17 protein-coding genes are annotated in these 15,417 nt (G+C 66.3%); 7 read left to right on the top strand and 10 right to left on the bottom strand.

Features of this window, described 5'->3' with window-relative positions:
- Window positions 1–71: 71 nt before the first annotated feature.
- Entirely contained in the window at window positions 72–926 is an 855-nt protein-coding gene (locus IEW02_RS19675) for an SDR family oxidoreductase (protein WP_188546568.1), read from the bottom strand.
- Between the two features lie 88 nt (window positions 927–1,014).
- Between IEW02_RS19675 and IEW02_RS19670 the strand changes: the two genes are divergently transcribed.
- Window positions 1,015–1,386, top strand: coding sequence for a winged helix-turn-helix transcriptional regulator (locus IEW02_RS19670; RefSeq protein ID WP_188546567.1), 372 nt, complete (start codon window positions 1,015–1,017; stop codon window positions 1,384–1,386).
- A gap of 39 nt (window positions 1,387–1,425) precedes the next feature.
- Here the strand turns inward: IEW02_RS19670 and IEW02_RS19665 are convergent, their stop codons facing one another.
- Window positions 1,426–1,641, bottom strand: coding sequence for a DUF3072 domain-containing protein (locus IEW02_RS19665; RefSeq protein ID WP_188546566.1), 216 nt, complete (start codon window positions 1,639–1,641; stop codon window positions 1,426–1,428).
- Between the two features lie 115 nt (window positions 1,642–1,756).
- On the opposite strand from IEW02_RS19665, the gene IEW02_RS19660 reads away from it, so the two are divergent.
- A complete protein-coding gene (locus tag IEW02_RS19660) occupies window positions 1,757–1,918 on the top strand; it encodes a hypothetical protein (protein WP_188546565.1) in 162 nt (53 codons plus the stop codon).
- Window positions 1,919–1,934: 16 nt separating this feature from the next.
- Here the strand turns inward: IEW02_RS19660 and yczR are convergent, their stop codons facing one another.
- Window positions 1,935–3,383: a MocR-like transcription factor YczR gene (yczR, locus tag IEW02_RS19655; RefSeq protein WP_188546564.1), complete on the bottom strand. Its 1,449-nt coding sequence runs from the start codon at window positions 3,381–3,383 to the stop codon at window positions 1,935–1,937.
- A gap of 29 nt (window positions 3,384–3,412) precedes the next feature.
- On the opposite strand from yczR, the gene IEW02_RS19650 reads away from it, so the two are divergent.
- Entirely contained in the window at window positions 3,413–3,952 is a 540-nt protein-coding gene (locus tag IEW02_RS19650) for a methylated-DNA--[protein]-cysteine S-methyltransferase (RefSeq protein WP_188546563.1), read from the top strand.
- Window positions 3,953–3,965: 13 nt separating this feature from the next.
- Here the strand turns inward: IEW02_RS19650 and IEW02_RS19645 are convergent, their stop codons facing one another.
- The 3 genes from IEW02_RS19645 to IEW02_RS19635 all read right to left on the bottom strand — a co-directional run bounded on the left by IEW02_RS19645 (window position 3,966) and on the right by IEW02_RS19635 (window position 8,673).
- Window positions 3,966–4,319 (bottom strand): LGFP repeat-containing protein, encoded by a 354-nt coding sequence (locus tag IEW02_RS19645; RefSeq protein WP_188546562.1) that lies wholly within the window; start codon window positions 4,317–4,319, stop codon window positions 3,966–3,968.
- 152 nt (window positions 4,320–4,471) lie between these two features.
- Window positions 4,472–5,761: an adenylosuccinate synthase gene (locus IEW02_RS19640; protein ID WP_188546561.1), complete on the bottom strand. Its 1,290-nt coding sequence runs from the start codon at window positions 5,759–5,761 to the stop codon at window positions 4,472–4,474.
- Window positions 5,762–6,063: 302 nt separating this feature from the next.
- Window positions 6,064–8,673: a helix-turn-helix transcriptional regulator gene (locus IEW02_RS19635; RefSeq protein WP_188546560.1), complete on the bottom strand. Its 2,610-nt coding sequence runs from the start codon at window positions 8,671–8,673 to the stop codon at window positions 6,064–6,066.
- Window positions 8,674–8,926: 253 nt separating this feature from the next.
- Between IEW02_RS19635 and IEW02_RS19630 the strand changes: the two genes are divergently transcribed.
- The gene (locus IEW02_RS19630; RefSeq protein ID WP_188546559.1) at window positions 8,927–9,589 is read left to right on the top strand and encodes a hypothetical protein; all 663 of its coding nucleotides are present in this window, start codon (window positions 8,927–8,929) and stop codon (window positions 9,587–9,589) included.
- Between the two features lie 43 nt (window positions 9,590–9,632).
- Here the strand turns inward: IEW02_RS19630 and IEW02_RS19625 are convergent, their stop codons facing one another.
- From IEW02_RS19625 to IEW02_RS19615, 3 genes are read right to left on the bottom strand one after another with little or no spacing between them, the layout of a single operon-like run.
- Window positions 9,633–10,550: a cation diffusion facilitator family transporter gene (locus IEW02_RS19625; RefSeq protein WP_188546645.1), complete on the bottom strand. Its 918-nt coding sequence runs from the start codon at window positions 10,548–10,550 to the stop codon at window positions 9,633–9,635.
- 52 nt (window positions 10,551–10,602) lie between these two features.
- A complete protein-coding gene (locus tag IEW02_RS19620) occupies window positions 10,603–11,739 on the bottom strand; it encodes an FUSC family protein (RefSeq protein ID WP_188546558.1) in 1,137 nt (378 codons plus the stop codon).
- Window positions 11,723–12,142 carry a DUF3151 domain-containing protein gene (locus IEW02_RS19615; RefSeq protein ID WP_188546557.1) on the bottom strand — a complete coding sequence of 140 codons (420 nt, stop codon included), beginning with the start codon at window positions 12,140–12,142 and terminating at the stop codon, window positions 11,723–11,725. Before IEW02_RS19615 ends, IEW02_RS19620 begins: the two co-directional genes overlap by 17 nt.
- Window positions 12,143–12,201: 59 nt before the next feature.
- Between IEW02_RS19615 and IEW02_RS19610 the strand changes: the two genes are divergently transcribed.
- Window positions 12,202–12,693, top strand: a complete 492-nt coding sequence (locus IEW02_RS19610) for an Rv0361 family membrane protein (protein WP_188546556.1) — start codon at window positions 12,202–12,204, stop codon at window positions 12,691–12,693.
- Window positions 12,694–12,763: 70 nt separating this feature from the next.
- On the opposite strand, the gene fbaA is transcribed toward IEW02_RS19610, so the two are convergent.
- Window positions 12,764–13,819 carry a class II fructose-bisphosphate aldolase gene (gene fbaA, locus IEW02_RS19605; protein WP_268236756.1) on the bottom strand — a complete coding sequence of 352 codons (1,056 nt, stop codon included), beginning with the start codon at window positions 13,817–13,819 and terminating at the stop codon, window positions 12,764–12,766.
- A 123-nt stretch (window positions 13,820–13,942) separates the two neighbouring features.
- On the opposite strand from fbaA, the gene IEW02_RS19600 reads away from it, so the two are divergent.
- Both IEW02_RS19600 and IEW02_RS19595 read left to right on the top strand, forming a co-directional pair.
- Complete coding sequence (locus IEW02_RS19600) at window positions 13,943–14,665, top strand: VTT domain-containing protein (protein WP_371829979.1); 723 nt, start codon at window positions 13,943–13,945, stop codon at window positions 14,663–14,665.
- A gap of 12 nt (window positions 14,666–14,677) precedes the next feature.
- A complete protein-coding gene (locus IEW02_RS19595) occupies window positions 14,678–15,358 on the top strand; it encodes a DedA family protein (protein ID WP_188546553.1) in 681 nt (226 codons plus the stop codon).
- Window positions 15,359–15,417 lie beyond the last annotated feature (59 nt).

Genomic DNA, 15,417 nt, shown 5'->3' with positions numbered 1-15,417 from the left:
TAAACAGGTTTCTCGACTGTTTTCTAGTCCTAGCGAACAACTGGACGAAAATGAGACGAATCAGCTACCCGTCAGACGGATTTGCGCAAGATCTCCTCGACCGGAGTGCTGGCACGACCGATGAGGGACTGGAGGTCGCCGGAATCCGTGTCGAGGTCTCCGCGGCTGATCGCTGCGTCGGCTCCGGCCAGCATCTGCGCCACCGGCTCGGGAAGGCCTGCACCGACCAGCGCTGCGGCGTAGTCGGATTCGGGAAGGTTCGTGTACGTGACGGTCGACCCCGACACCTCGGACACGATCTCCGCGAACCGGCTGTAGGTGATCCGCTCGTCGCCGCCGAGTTCGTAGACGGCGGCGCCCTGACCGTCCTGCACCAGGACCTGCGCGGCTGCGGCGGCGAAATCGGCGCGGGACGCGGCGGCGATACGACCGTCGCCTCCACTGCCGTACATCGTCCCCGATTCGATGGCCTGGGGGACGGATCCGAGGTAGTTCTCCCAGTACCAACCGTTGCGGAGAAGAACCGCAGGGATGCCGGACTCGGCGAGACGGGCCTCGGTCGCGCGATGCTCGACGGCGAGCGACACGGTGGACGTGTCGGCCTTCAGGATGCTCGTGTACGCGATGAGTGAGACGCCCGCGGCCTCGGCGGCCTCGATCACGTTGTTGTGCTGCGGAACTCGCTTGCCGACTTCCGATCCCGACACCAGAAGCAGCTTGTCGACGCCGGCAAGGGCGGACTTCAGCGCGTCCGGATCGGAGTAGTCGGCCACCCGCACGTCGACACCGCGCTCGGCGAGCGACGTCGCCTTGGCCTCGTCACGCACGACGGCGACGATGTCGCCCGGCGCGACGCCGCGTTCGATGAGTCCGTCGATGGCAAGGGCGCCGAACTGTCCGGTTGCTCCGGTCACTGCAATGGTCATGATTCCTCCAGGCACGTCAGGGTTTCGCTTCCTGATCATCATGCACTTACTTTTAATGCAGTGCAACCGAAGCTGTTAGCCTGGAGTGATGGACGACCCGACTTTGGAGGCAGACGTGTTCGCGCGGGGCTGCCTGTCGCGCGAGACGCTCCAGTCCGCCACCAGCAGATGGGGCGTGCTGGCCCTCGCGGCACTCGCGGAGAGCGACTATCGATTCAGCGCCCTGCGCCGCCGGGTAGACGGCGTGAGCGAGCGCATGCTGTCCCAAACTCTTCAGACGCTCGAACGCGACGGCCTCGTGGTGCGCACCGTGCTCGAAGCAATCCCGCCGAAGGTCGAATACAGCCTCACCCCACTGGGCCGCGCCGTGGCCGACCATCTGACGAGTCTCATCCGAGTGGTGGAAGAGCACGTCCCGACGGTGGCCGCGGCGCGGATCGAGTACGACGCACGGCGTTAGCCGAAACCGGTTAGCTGAAACCGGTCAGCTGAAACCGGTCTAGCCGCGGCCGGTCTTCGACTGAAGCTTGTCGATCAGTTCCGACGCCTCGGCCTTGTTCGGCGTGCCCTCGATCTCTTCGCCGGCCTCGCGTGCCAGCGTTTCGAGGTAGCTCTTCTGCGGTCCGGTCATTGGCTCGTCGCCGGTGACCCAGTCGGACGGGTCCTTCTCCGGGTTCTGGTCGACGTTGTTCTGGTTCGATGTGGATTCGCTCATGCGTTCGATTGTACTCCCACGCGAGAAGCAGGTCTCGGTCCTGTTTATTCGTTCGAGTCCAAAACGTACTCAGGGTTCACAGCAAAAAATCAGCCGAGGATGCTACAAACAATGGGTGACCTGGTTGTGGATCGCATTGTCGCTGTGGACGGCGGTCGCCATTCTCGTGGCGCTCGTCCTCGGCCGTACCGTGGCGCGCGCCGACCGCGAGGAGCTCGGGTCCTTTGTCGACTGGGACATTGCCGAACTGGAAAAGGACATTCACGGCGCGCACTGAGAGCCATTTCGACTTTTCAGAAAACCGCGTGACTCGGAGCCAGCGCCCGATACGCCGATGCGACACCCGTGACCGCCGCAGTCAATTCTTCGGGAATGCGAGCGAACGGAAGGCGGAGGAATCTCTCGAACGCGCCCTCGACCCCGAACCGTGGCCCCGCGGCGAGAATCACCCCATGGCTCGGCGCGATCGCGGCCAACGCCGTCGACAACTCCTCCGGCATCTGCAGCCAGAGAGACAGCCCGCCCGGAGCCGCCTCGAAATCCCACCCCGGCAGCTGATCGCGCACCGCACCGGCCAGGACGCCGCGTTGTCGTCGCAACTCCTCCCGCCGCGGTCCGAGAACCGCCTCGTGATCGTCCAACAGCGCCGCGCACGCCAGCTGATCCATGATCGGTGTGCCGATGTCCAAGGCAGCGCGTGAACTCGCCAGACGGGCGATCAGCGACGGTTTGGCTCGGATCCAGCCCACCCGCAAACCACCCCAGAACGACTTGGACGCCGACCCGATCGTCACCACCGTCGTCGTCGACTCGTTGGCGAACGACGCGACCGGAGGCGGCGGCGCCTCGTCGAGCCACAACTCGGCCATCGTCTCGTCGACGACCAGCATCATCGACTGCTCCCGGGCGATGGACGCGAGTTCGGCCCTGCCCTCCGCGCCGAGGACCGCGCCGGTGGGATTGTGAAAGTCGGGCAGCGTGTACGCGATTCGCGCGCCCGTCTGCTGCGCTGCGCTCCGCACCGCTGCCAGATCCCAGTGGTCGGGTCCCGGCCGCAGCGGAACGGGAACCGGCCGAGCGCCCGTGCGCCGCAACGCTTCTATCGCGTTGGGGTAGGTGGGGTGCTCGATGAGAACGCGGTCCCCCCGCGTCGACGACACACCCAGCAACAATCGCCACGCGTGTTGCGCGCCGCTGGTGACCATGATCTGGTCGGGGCTCGTCGGCAGACCTCGCTCGTCGTACCGACGCGCGATCGCTGCGCGCAGCACGGCCAGTCCGACCGGCTCCATCCCGTGCCCGGCAAGATACGTCGGAAGTGCTTGCAGCGCGGACGTATACGACGCGAGCATCGCATCCGACGGCGCACCCATCGCAGCGTGCGACATGTCGATCGTGAGGCCCGGATAGGCGGAAGGCAAACGCGCCGTAGACATCACCTGCATGCGCGCCGACGCCGGCAACGACACGGTGCTGCGAGATCCCTGACGGCTCAGCAGGTATCCCTCGTCGCGCAGCAGTGCGTACGAGTTGGTGACCGTGGTGCGCGACAGCTTCAGAACACCGGCGAGGTCACGTTCGCTGGGCAGCGCCACCCCCAGCGGGATACGGCCGTCGTGCACCAGCAAACGCACGCCGTCGGCCAGGGCGCGGTAGGTCGGGCGGCCCTTCACGCCGTCACCGGGGCGCCACTGGCCCAGATCTCGGGCCAAGGTGGTGGCACCCAGTACGCGGGAGGTCATGATGCCAGTATCGGGGGCGCTGGACCCCGATGACAAGTCCAGTCATACTCGGTGGTGTGAACGCGACCGGCTTCCACCTCTTCGACACCGCCTTCGGGACGTGCGGGGTGGGGTGGAACGACGACGCGATCGTCACGGTGGCCCTCCCCGAAGACGACGTTCGGTCCCTGACCGGACTCGAGTCCGAACCCACACCCCTCGCACGGACCGCCGTCGACGGTATCCGCGCACTGCTCGCGGGCGACGCCGTCGACCTCGGCGCCATCCCCGTCGCACTCGACCACCTGCCGAGCTTCGACCGCGAGGTCTACGCCGTCACCCGCACGATCCCGCGGGGACGCACCCTGACGTACGGCCAGGTGGCGGCGCTCATCGGGCGGCCGAAGGCGGCACAGGCAGTGGGACGAGCCCTGGGCCGCAACCCGGTTCCCATCGTGGTGCCGTGCCATCGGATCTTGGGCGCGGGGACAGAGGTGGGCGGTTTCTCCGCACCCGGCGGGGCGGCGACCAAGGCCAAAATCCTTGCCGCAGAAGGTGTTGCGGGGTTCGAGGAACCGACGCTGTTCTGAGACGGACTCAGGCTTACGTGGCACCCATCAGGAACGCGCCCACGCTCGGAAGCCACGCCACGGTCCCGTTCTCGAATGTGTTGTATCGCCCATGCCCTGTGGGCGTGCGCTTCTCGTTGCTGATCGGGTATCCGAGAGGTCCACTGGCCCCGCCGTAACCGAGGTACCACTCCAGGATCTCGCCCTGCACCGCGTGCGCGCCGCCGTCCGGGAGGGTGAACACCGTGGCGTTCTGGAACTCCAGAATCCCTCCGCCGCGCGGGCCGAGCATGAACTCACCGACCTGCTGCCCGATCCACGGGTGTTCGTACTCGAAGCGCTCGAACACGGCGACGAACACATCGAACCCTGGATAGGTACCAAGCATCGCTCTGCCTTTGCTCCTGTGACACCGACCAAGCGGTGCCTGACACCAGTATCAACTACAGGCGCCGAACAAGCACGACAAAACAGCCGCGAGTTTGTGATATGGGACAGATTCCTCCGACCGAACGACGGCATGTCCCCCGTTTGACTGCGTCAGGTCAGAATGTCGCGGCGCACGATCGTCTCGTCACGACCCGGACCCACACCGATGTACGAGATGTGCGAGTGCGACAACTCCTCGAGCCGCAGCACATAGTTCTGTGCGTTCACGGGAAGATCCTCGAACCGGCGGGCGGCGGAGATGTCCTCCCACCAGCCTGGCATCTCCTCGTAGATCGGCTTCGCGTGATGGAACCCGGTCTGTGTCATCGGCATGTCGTCGTGACGCACCCCGTCGACGTCGTAGGCGACGCAGATCGGGATGGTGTCGAGCGAGGACAACACGTCGAGCTTGGTCAGGAAGTAGTCGGTGATGCCGTTGACGCGGGTGGCGTAGCGCGCGATGACAGCGTCGAACCACCCGGTACGACGGGCACGTCCGGTGGTCACGCCCACCTCGCCGCCGGTCTTGGCCAGGTACTCACCGCTGTTGTCGAACAGTTCGGTGGGGAACGGGCCCGACCCGACGCGGGTGGTGTACGCCTTGAGGATTCCGAGCACGGTCTCGATGCGGTTCGGTCCGACGCCGGACCCGACGGCCGCGCCGCCCGCCGTCGGGTTCGACGACGTCACATAGGGGTACGTGCCGTGGTCGACGTCGAGCAACGTGCCCTGCGACCCCTCCAGCAGAACGGTTTCGCCCCGCTCGAGCGCGAGGTTCAACTCCAAGCGGGTGTCGGAGATGCGGTGCTTGAAACCCTCCGCCTGACCCAGCACCTCGTCGACGACCTGCGCGGGATCGAGCGCACGGCGGTTGTAGATCTTCGAGAGCACCTGGTTCTTGAATTCCAGTGCGGCCTCGACCTTCTGGGCGAGGATCTTCTCGTCGAGCACATCGGCGACGCGGACACCCACACGGGCGAACTTGTCCTGATAGCACGGGCCGATACCGCGACCCGTGGTGCCGATCTTGCTTGCGCCCAAGAACCTTTCGGTCACTTTGTCGATGGCCACGTGGTACGGCATGATCAAATGCGCGTCGGCACTGAGGAACAGGCGTGTGGTGTCGATGTCGCGCGCCTCGAGGCCCGCGATCTCCTCCAGCAGCACACCGGGATCCACGACGACACCGTTGCCGATCACGTTGTTCACGTTCGGCGACAGGATGCCCGACGGAATCAGGTGCAGCGCGAACTTGTCACCGTTCGGCAGGACGACGGTGTGGCCGGCGTTGTTGCCACCCTGGTAGCGCACCACCCACTGCAGCCGTTCACCGAAGATGTCGGTGGCTTTGCCTTTGCCCTCGTCGCCCCATTGGGCGCCGATGAGGACGATTGCCGGCATGTGTGTGCTCCTACAGGTCGAGTGTGCAGACCGCATGCCGAGAACCGGCAGTGGCCGGTGGCACAGTGTAGCCGAGGTGGGGTGGGAGGTGGTGCACCCGGCGGATCGTGGACCGGCCCCCGCTCGGATTTCCGCGCCCCGTCCGGACTCAGGGGCACCTTCAGTCGATCTATCGGTGTGAGGGTGCCCCTGAGTTGCAGTCAATAGCTACTTGCTCCGAGTCAGGGGCACATTCAGTCGATCTATCGGTGTGAGGGTGCCCCTGAGTCGGAGCGGAGCGGAGCCGAGCTGCGGCGCACGCCCTACGCCTCCACCAACCGTGCCAACGACCCGCGGTCCGGCGCATCCAGCTTGGTGCAGGCCCGATAGATGTGTCCCTCCACGGTGCGCACCGACACGAAGAGCCGCTGCGCGATCTCACGGTTCGACAGTCCACTTCCGACCATCGAGGCCACTTCGCGTTCGCGGCTGGTCAACGGCAGGGGGTGGGCGGCCGCCACGAGGTTGGGCGTCGTCGCGCCGTCGCATCGGTCGGCCAGCGCCCGCGCACTCACTCCAGCCTCGGCTGCCCGCCGACGTTCACCCTTGCCGGCGAACGTGACCGCGGCCAGGGCGGCGGCGTCCGCTGCGTCGGGGAGGGCGCCGAGCCGCTCGAGTTCTGTCGACAGACGCATCAGTTCGTCACCGTCGGCGTTCTCCGCTGCCGACGCGTGCGCCGCGAAGAGTGGCACCAGCGATCCGTCGCATAGGCCGACCAATTCGGTCAGACGGGCCGAGCAGGTTCGGTCGCCGAAGCGAACGGCGTTGTGCAACAGCACCGCTTCGATACCGAACTGTCCGGCGTCGCGCGCAATCTCGGCGCCGTGGCGAGCGTGCCGCTCGGCGGCCGTCGTTTCACCACGGTTGGCGGAGAGCCACGCGCGCGACAGTTCGAGCTGCGCGTCGAACACCGCGAGGTGGCGCCCGCGCTTCTGGTCGGCGGTGACCAACACCGCGTCGGCCTCGGACACGCGGCCCAGCATCGAATACGCCTGTATCAAGCCGACTCTCGCCGGAAACGCCCAACCGGCGGCGTCCGCGTCGGAATCGAGTGCGGCCAGAGCTTGTTCGAGTCGGCTGGCGGCCCGAGCGCATTGGCCTCGGGCCAGCTCGACGGTCCCGACATGGACGTTGGCCAGACCCCACGACAGGTACTGACCGGTCACGGAGAAGTCCAGGAACTCCGTCGACTTGGCTGTGGCCGAAGCGAAGTCGCCCGTCAACAGCAGCGCAAGCACCTCACCGAACCCGGCCGGGAAACGCAGCAGTCCGTCGAGCTGATCGTGCACGGCGGCGCCCTGAGCGGCGACCGCCGGAACCTGAGATCCCTTGCCCTGCACCGCCAAGGCGTATCCCGCGCCGAAAGCGGCCCAGCCCGTTGCCCAGGGAAGCGAGTTCCGTTGCGCCAGAACACTCATGGCCAACTTCTCGGCGTCGACGGGATTGTTCTCGAAGACGAGCACGATCGAGGCGACCCCGTCCACGATTGCCCGCAGGTGCGGGTTCGTCACCCGCTCACGGACGATGTCGAGAACCGTGTCGGCGGTGACCGAATCCCCACGCGCCCACATCAGATTTGCCACGCGCGACGACCCCCAGCGCACGAGCTGCACCTCGTCGAGCGAATCGGGGTCGTACGCTGTCAGCAGGTCTTCTGCGTCCCGCGAATGTCCCTGCCACAGAAGCGCTCTCGCGAGCAGGTCCGAGGCCGAGAATCCACCGCCCGAGGTGACGGCTGCGCGCGCGAGGCGTTCGCCGAGGGCCAGTTTGCCGAACCCCAGCGCGTCCTGGCTCGCGCTCGCCAACAGGTCCACGTTGACACTCTGGTCGCTGTCGAGGGCCAACTCCGCCAACCGAAGTCGCTCGACGGCACCGGAGACCGGCCGCTCCTTCAGTGCGCGCACCAGCAGACCGCGTAACCGTCGCCCGGCCACGCGTCCGATCTGTCCGCGGATCACCTCGCCGAACAGCGGGTGGGTGAAGCGGACGTCGAGATCGTTGCCGGTCTCGGAGACCCGGACCAGACCACGTCGCTCGGCTTCCTCCACCGCCTCTTCACCGGCGGTCTCACTGAGAACGTTGAGATCCAACGGCTCACAGAAGGTCAGCAGCTGTAGTGCGCGCAGCACCTCGTCGGGAAGGCTGTGAATGCGGCTTTCCAGCAGCGAGGCGAGTTCGGAGGTGATTCCGGTGCGGCCCCGCAGCTGCCACACACCGCGGGAGCGTCGCAGCGTCCCCGCCTCGATGGCGCTTTCGACGAGATGACGCAGGAAGAGCGCGTTGCCACCGCTCGCCTCCCACATGCGATCGGCGCTGAAGCCTTCCAGTGGACCGTCGAGCACCGACTCGATGAACCCGATGCTCTGCTCGCGGGTGAAGGCGGTGAGATCGACACGCATCAGGTGCCCGTCCTTCCACAGGGAGGTGACGGCGTCGGGCACCTCCTCCCCGCTCCGGACGGTCGCGACGATCCGCACGGCGCGGTCGATGGCGAGTTGGTGCAGGAGCGTCGCCGACAACTGGTCCAGGAGGTGGGCGTCGTCGACTCCGATGACGACGGGTTCCTTCGAGTCGAGCAGAGCCGAGCGCGCCGACGAGAGAAAGGCGACGGGGTCCGACGACGTTCCCGAGCCGACGAGGTGAGCGAAGACGCCCAACGGAATGCTGCGAGCCGACTCCGTGCCGGCCACCCACCGGACGTGTTCGGGCATCGTCTTGGTGACCTCACGTGCGAGCGTCGTCTTTCCGACCCCCGCGGCACCCGTCAGCACCACACCACACCCAGCGTTATTCAGCAGTGTCGAGGGCTCGAGCGCGGACGCGATGACTTCGAATTCGAGCGCACGTCGAATCAGCGGAAAGCTGTGAGTCATAGGTGACGATGCTAGACCGGTACGGGCAGCATTACAGCACGTAGAACGGTATTTTCGGCTCCGAAACCCACCGTTCACGAGCGACGCGATCGACAGTTGTGCGAAGCAATTTTCCGGTGCCGGCGTTCGTTCCTCGTTGAATTATGAAATAGACGCGCAATCGAGACCGTCGGAGGCCCCTCATCGGGTGGCATGATCTCGCGTCGCACTTATGGTGGATGGAGTCGTTTGAAATCATCCATCAGGGGGAAGTGTGACTCCGTTCGTCCTGCAGTGTGGAAGTCCACTGCTTCCCATCGCGCTGTCGGATCTTCCGTTGTTCGACGCACCGGAGGTACCGACCAAGGACGACTGCGACGCTCTCCTCGCCGAAATGGACACCGCGCACAACCCCCGCATCATCGTGCTCGGCACCGACGCGTCCCTCGCCGCGGTGCTCACCCGACTGCTGCGCACCGAGCGGCTGCACATGGAAGTGGCCTACGTCCCGGAGACGGCCAGCGACGCCAGCGAGCTCTTCCACACCGGCACCGGATCGCGAGCGGCCAAGGTGGCGCTCTCCGGCACCGCATCGCCCACCCCGCTGATTCGCGACGACACGGGCACCGCGCTCGTCGGGCGAGCCACCGTCTGCGGCTCCGAAGGAGAGCTTGTCGGCGAGGCGTACGTCGACGACACGCGCCTCTTCTCCGGCTCCGTCCCCGGCATCGAAGTGTCGCCCATGCTCGAGATGCCGGGCCTGCGCGCCCGCGTTCAGGGCAAGCGCGGCTTCTTCCGTCGGCGCTGGATTGCCGGCCGGGCGGTGCAACTCGGCGCGAAGTCGGCGCGTCTCACCAAGGACGGCGTCGCCATTCCTCGCGAGACCACGCGGTCGTCGATGTACCGGCACGACCAGCAGTGGCTTCTCGTCAGGTAGCTCCCAGGGGGCCACAACGTCAGCGGGTCACAACGTCAGCGGGTCACCAGGTCAGCTCGTCCTTGCACAGCTTGCCTTCGGCTGCCGGCTCCACCTGCACCGTTGCGTGCGCGAGACCGTAACCCGCGAGCACCGTGCGCGACTTGTCCAGCATCACCGATCCCGAGCCGTTGCAGGTGATGTGCACCGTCGCGACGTCCATGCCGGTGGTCAAGGTCCAGACGTGCAGATCGTGCACGTCGACGACACCGGGTAGCGCCGCGAGATCGGCTTCGAGCGCGGGGATGTCGACGCTCGACGGGCTCGCCTGGGTGAGGATGCGCAGGGACTGCCCGGCCAGCTTGACCGCCCGCGGCACCACCCAGACCGAGATCGCGACACCGACGACGATGTCGACCCACGCCCAGCCGAAGATCATCAGAAGGACGCCGGCGATCAGAACCCCGACGCTGCCCACCGCGTCGGCCAGCACTTCGAGGTAGGCGCCGCGGACGGCGATGCTGTCCTTCGCGTCGGCACGGATCAGCATCATGACGACGATGTTCGCGACCAGTCCGGCTGTGGCGACGGCCACCATGACGCCGCCGGGGATGTCGGGCTCCTCACCGATGCGGCCGATCGCCTCGACCAGGATCCACACCGCGACACCCAGCAGCAGTACGGCGTTCGCGATGGCGGTGAGGACCTCGGCGCGGTGCCATCCGAAGGTGCGGGACGCCGAATTGCTGCCGCGGCGCGCGAGCGTCAGGGCGACCAGGCCCATCGTCATACCGAGGACGTCGGTGAGCATATGGCCCGCGTCCGCGATGAGACCGAGCGAGTCGATCACGAGCCCGACGGTCAGTTCGAGCGCGAAGAAGACGACCAGGATCAGCCAGGCGATGCCCATTCTGCGGATGCGTGCCGTCGACGCGTCGGCTCCGACGTCGTGCCCGTGCGCGTGTCCATGCCCCATGCGCAGAACCATACATGCGCACCTGTGCATGTGTCGACGGGGTCGCGACGAACCGCGGTCACCCCTCCGGCGTCACCGCCGGGTGCGCAACCGTCGGCGGCAGCGTGGCCAACGCAGAGATGCGCGAGAGGCCCGCCACCTGCAGCAAGTCGACGATGATGGATCGGATCTGCGCCAGCACCACCGTTGCCGACAGCCCCGCGTCGCGCATCAGTTCCGGTTTCGCGTGGGCCGCGACGGACCGCAGCACGCGCGCCGCCTCCGCCTGATCCGGCTGCTCTCCGGGGTCCGCCAGGATCATCTTGTGCAGCACGACGAGCGAGTCCGACAGCGCGTCGACGAGGTGCACCAAGCGCGGGTCGAGGATCTCGTCGTCCTGCACCAACGACAGCGACCGACGCGCCAACACCCTGATGTTGCGAACGGCGTTGTCGAGCGGATTCGCCGTCTTCGTCAACTCCTCGAGCCGCTTCCGACTGTTCCAGTAGAGCGGCGAGATCCGGCTGATCTCCCGCCCGCCGCGGAGGTCGGTGCGCATCGCGTCGATCAGGGGTTGAGTGGCTCTCGCCTTGGCCAGAGCCTCCGATATCGGCCGAGAGTCGTTGGCCAGCAACCCTTCTCCGACCAGACGCAATACGGCAGCGGAGGTGTCGATGACCGCCGCGGCGTCCTTGCGGGCGCGTCGCACGGGGTGGGTGGGCACCAGCGCGACCACGGCGATCCCGACGAGACCACCGACCAACGCGTCGACCATTCGGTCTGGTCCGCCCGAGTTTCCGGGCGGGATGAGCGTCGCCACGAGCACGGCCGACGACCCCGCCTGCATCGCGATGATGGCGCCGCCGTCGAGCAGGACCGCCGTCGACATCGCCAGCGCAACCACCAGGGCGATCTGCCACGGCCCGGTCCCGATGAGCGAGATCAGCACGTCGCCGATGCCGATGCCGACGGTCACTCCTGCGACCAGTTCGACCGAGCGGCGCATCCGCGCACCCAACGAGACGCCGAGCGAGACGACCGCGGCGATCGGAGCGAAGAACGGGCGCTCGTGACCGACCAACTCCGTGGCGACGAACCACGCGAGACCGGCCGCCAGCGCGCACTGGACGACCGGAAGTGCGGAGAGCTTCAGGCGTCGAAAGGACGCTCGGGCCTTCGTCTTGCTCCGCTCCGTGTACTTACTGGCCGACGCCAAGTTCCCCCGCTGCCCGCGGGTCGCAGTCCTCGAGCAGATCGAGGCAGCGAGCGTATTCGTCGGTCTCGCCGATGGCCTGTGCTGCGCGGGCGAGGATCGCGACGCAGCGCAGGAATCCGCGGTTCGCTTCGTGGCTGTAGGGCACCGGACCGAAGCCCTTCCACCCGTTGCGGCGGAGCTGGTCGAGGCCGCGGTGGTAGCCGGTGCGGGCGTACGCGTAGGCGGTGATGGTCTGCCCGGCGTCGAAGGCGGCTTCGGCCAAGTAGGCCCACGCGATCGAGGCGGTCGGATGATCGGCGGCGACCTTCTCGGGCGCCTCGTGATTGAGTAGCGCCGATTCCGCGTCGTCGTCACCGGGGAGGAGGGTCGGCTGGGGGCCGAGAAGATCACCGAAAGAAGTCATGGGTGTCATTGTGCCTCCTTGGGCGATTTCCCTGTGACCGCTGGATAGAGTGCGCGGTGATGACTCCTCGTGCAATGCCCCAAAAGGTGGGGCCCGCTTCTGAGAGCGCTCCCAAGCCGCGTCGTCGACGGCTGTGGATCGTGTCGCTGATCGTGGCCGCCCTGGTGATCGCCGGCGTCGTTGTGGCCGCTCTGCTGGTGACGACGAACAAGGGCCCCGAGCCGGAGTCGGCGGAGTCCAAGATCCGCACGTCGGTCACCACGTTCACCGACGCGCTGGCCGGCGGCGACCTGGCCGTCCTGCGCACCTCGACGTGCGGCGACCTGGCCGGCTACTACACGAACATTCCCGACGCCGAGTTCGCGTCGGTCCACGACAGCGCCGTCGCGCAGGGCAACATCCCCATGATCGAGAGCATCGACGCGGTGCAGGTGACCGATGCGACGGCGATCGTGCAGGTCACCGCATCGACGAAGTCCGCGCCGACGGTGACGTCGGCGCGGACTTTCGATCTGGAGCAGCAGGGTGACGTGTGGAAGGTGTGCCGGTAGGCGCCTTCGGCACCCGTGCGCCTTTAAGTACCCGTGGAGGTACTTAAAGGCGCACAGGCGGCGGAGCTGCCTACCCGCCCGACACCGACCGACCGGCCGACTTCAGGTCCTGGCACGCCTCGATCACGCGAGCCGTCATACCGGCCTCGGCCTTCTTGAGGTAGCTGCGGGGGTCGTAGACCTTCTTGTTGCCCACCTCGCCGTCGACCTTCAGCACGCCGTCGTAGTTGCTGAAGAAGTGGCCGACCATCGGACGGGTGAACGCGTACTGCGTGTCGGTGTCGACATTCATCTTGATCACGCCGTACTCGAGCGCCTCTTCGATCTCGCTCTTCGCCGAGCCCGATCCGCCGTGGAAGACGAAGTCGAACGGCTTGGAGCCGGCGGGGAGGCCCAGCTTCTCTGTTGCGACCTTCTGGCCGTCGGCGAGCACGGAGGGCTTGAGCTTGACGTTGCCCGGCTTGTAGACACCGTGCACGTTGCCGAAGGTCGCGGCCAGCAGGTAACGCGAACCCGCATCACCGGCGCCGAGGGCCTCGACGGTCTTGAGGAAGTCCTCGTTCGATGTGTACAGCTTGTCGTTGATCTCGGCCTCGACGCCGTCTTCTTCGCCGCCGACGACGCCGATTTCGATCTCGAGGATGATGCGTGCGGCCGCGGCCTTGGCCAGCAGATCCTTCGCGATCTCGAGGTTCTCGTCGATCGGGACCGCGGATCCGTCCCACATGTGCGACTGGAACAGCGGGTTCTTGCCGGCGTCGACGCGCTCCTGCGAGACCGCGAGCAGCGGACGCACGTAGGTGTCGAGCTTGTCCTTGGGGCAGTGGTCGGTGTGCAGCGCGATCGTGACGTCGTACTTCGCGGCGATGACGTGCGCGAACTCGGCGAGCGCCACGGCGCCGGTGACCATGTCCTTCACACCGAGGCCCGACGCGAACTCCGCGCCGCCGGTGGAGAACTGGATGATCCCGTCGCTACCGGCGTCGGCGAAGCCCTTGATGGCGGCGTTGACCGACTCGGAGCCGACACAGTTGATGGCGGGGAAAGCGAACTTGTGCTCCTTGGCCCGGCCCAGCATCTCGGCGTAAACCTCGGGAGTTGCGATCGGCACGGAAAAAACCTCCAGGAGTGAGCGTGGTGAGGCGGTGGTCGCCTCGTTGCATCTAGCAGTATGGCAAGCATCACGCGCCGGGTCGCGTCGACCACACTTACTCGCGAGTACAGAGAACTCTCAGAAGCCGCCGGTACTGTGAAGCCCGTGAGCATCCTGGCATCGGCCGACACCACTGTGACCAACCTGGCGCTTCTCCCCGGATTTCTGGATCCGGTCAACCTTCTGAACTCGTTCGGCACCTGGGTGCTGGTCGGTCTTCTCCTCGTCGTGTTCATCGAGTCGGGCCTGCTCTTTCCCCTGCTCCCCGGCGATTCACTCCTTTTCACGGCCGGTCTGATCGCGGCCTCGAAGTCGACGGACATCGAGCCGTTCGCGCCGCTGTGGGTCCTGCTGGTCACCATTCCGATCGCCGCGATCCTCGGTGATCAGGTCGGCTACCTGATCGGCAAGAAGGCAGGCACGGGCCTGTTCAAAGAGGGCAACAAGTTCCTCAAGAAGAGCTACATCGACGAATCGCATGCCTTCTTCGAGAAACACGGACCCATCACGATCTTCCTCGCTCGCTTCGTGCCGATCGTGCGCACCTTCGCGCCGCTCGTCGCTGGTGCGGCCGACATGCGCTACCGCGTCTTCATCACCTACAACATCATCGGCGGCATCGTCTGGGGCGCCGGCGTGACCCTGCTCGGCTACGCCCTCGGCCAGATCGCGTTCATCCGCGACAACGTCGACATCATCTTCATCATCATCGTTCTCGTGTCGGTCGTCCCGATCGTCATCGAGGTGGGCAAGCGCATGATCGGTGCCCGCACCACTCCCATGGCCGAAGCAGTCGACCACTTCGACGACGACAAGTAGGTCTGTTCTTCTATGGTGCTGGCCAGCGGCGGCTTCGGAATGATCGAATCGGCGGGACCCCTCTTGGTGTGGGTCGTCGTGGTGACGTTCGTGTTCCTCGAATGCGCCTTGATCATCGGGCTGTTCCTTCCCGGCGACTCCCTGCTGATCACCGCGGGCATCGCCCTCGCGGCGCACTCGTCGGGCAGCGCGCACGTGTGGGCGCTGTCCATCGGTGCGTTCGTCGCCGCGACGGCCGGCAATCAGGTCGGGTACGTCATCGGCCACAAGACCGGGCACAAACTCGTCGCCCGCAAGAACGGCAAGTACGTCAACACCAAAAACTTGGACAAGGTCAACGCGCTGCTGGAGCGGCACGGATTCTGGGCCGTGCTCGTGGCGCGCTGGATTCCGTGGGTGCGCACGCTCTGCCCGATGGTCGCGGGCGCCGGCGGGATGAACCACCGCAAATACACCATCGCGAGCACCCTCGGCGCGATCATCTGGGCGCCGGTCCTGCTGCTGATCGGCTTCTACTTCGGATCGTGGATCGACAAGGTGCCGTGGCTGTTCCCCGCCGTCCTCGTGATCATGGTCATTACCCTCGTCGTCGGCACGATCTTCGGCATCTACCAGTACCGCAAGGAAATGCACCGGCCCGAAGTGATGACGACGGTTCCCGATCTGTCGGAGGATCAAGCTCCGACCTCCTGAGCACCGCCAGCCCACCCGTTCCCGCTGACCCGGCCCGCCGAGCGTCAACACGAGCTGCG

This window comes from Rhodococcoides trifolii, assembly GCF_014635345.1.
GTDB classification, from domain to species: Bacteria; Actinomycetota; Actinomycetes; order Mycobacteriales; family Mycobacteriaceae; genus Rhodococcoides; species Rhodococcoides trifolii.
The sequence above is the reverse complement of the archived record's forward strand: the minus strand, read 5'-3'. Positions and strand labels throughout refer to the sequence as shown.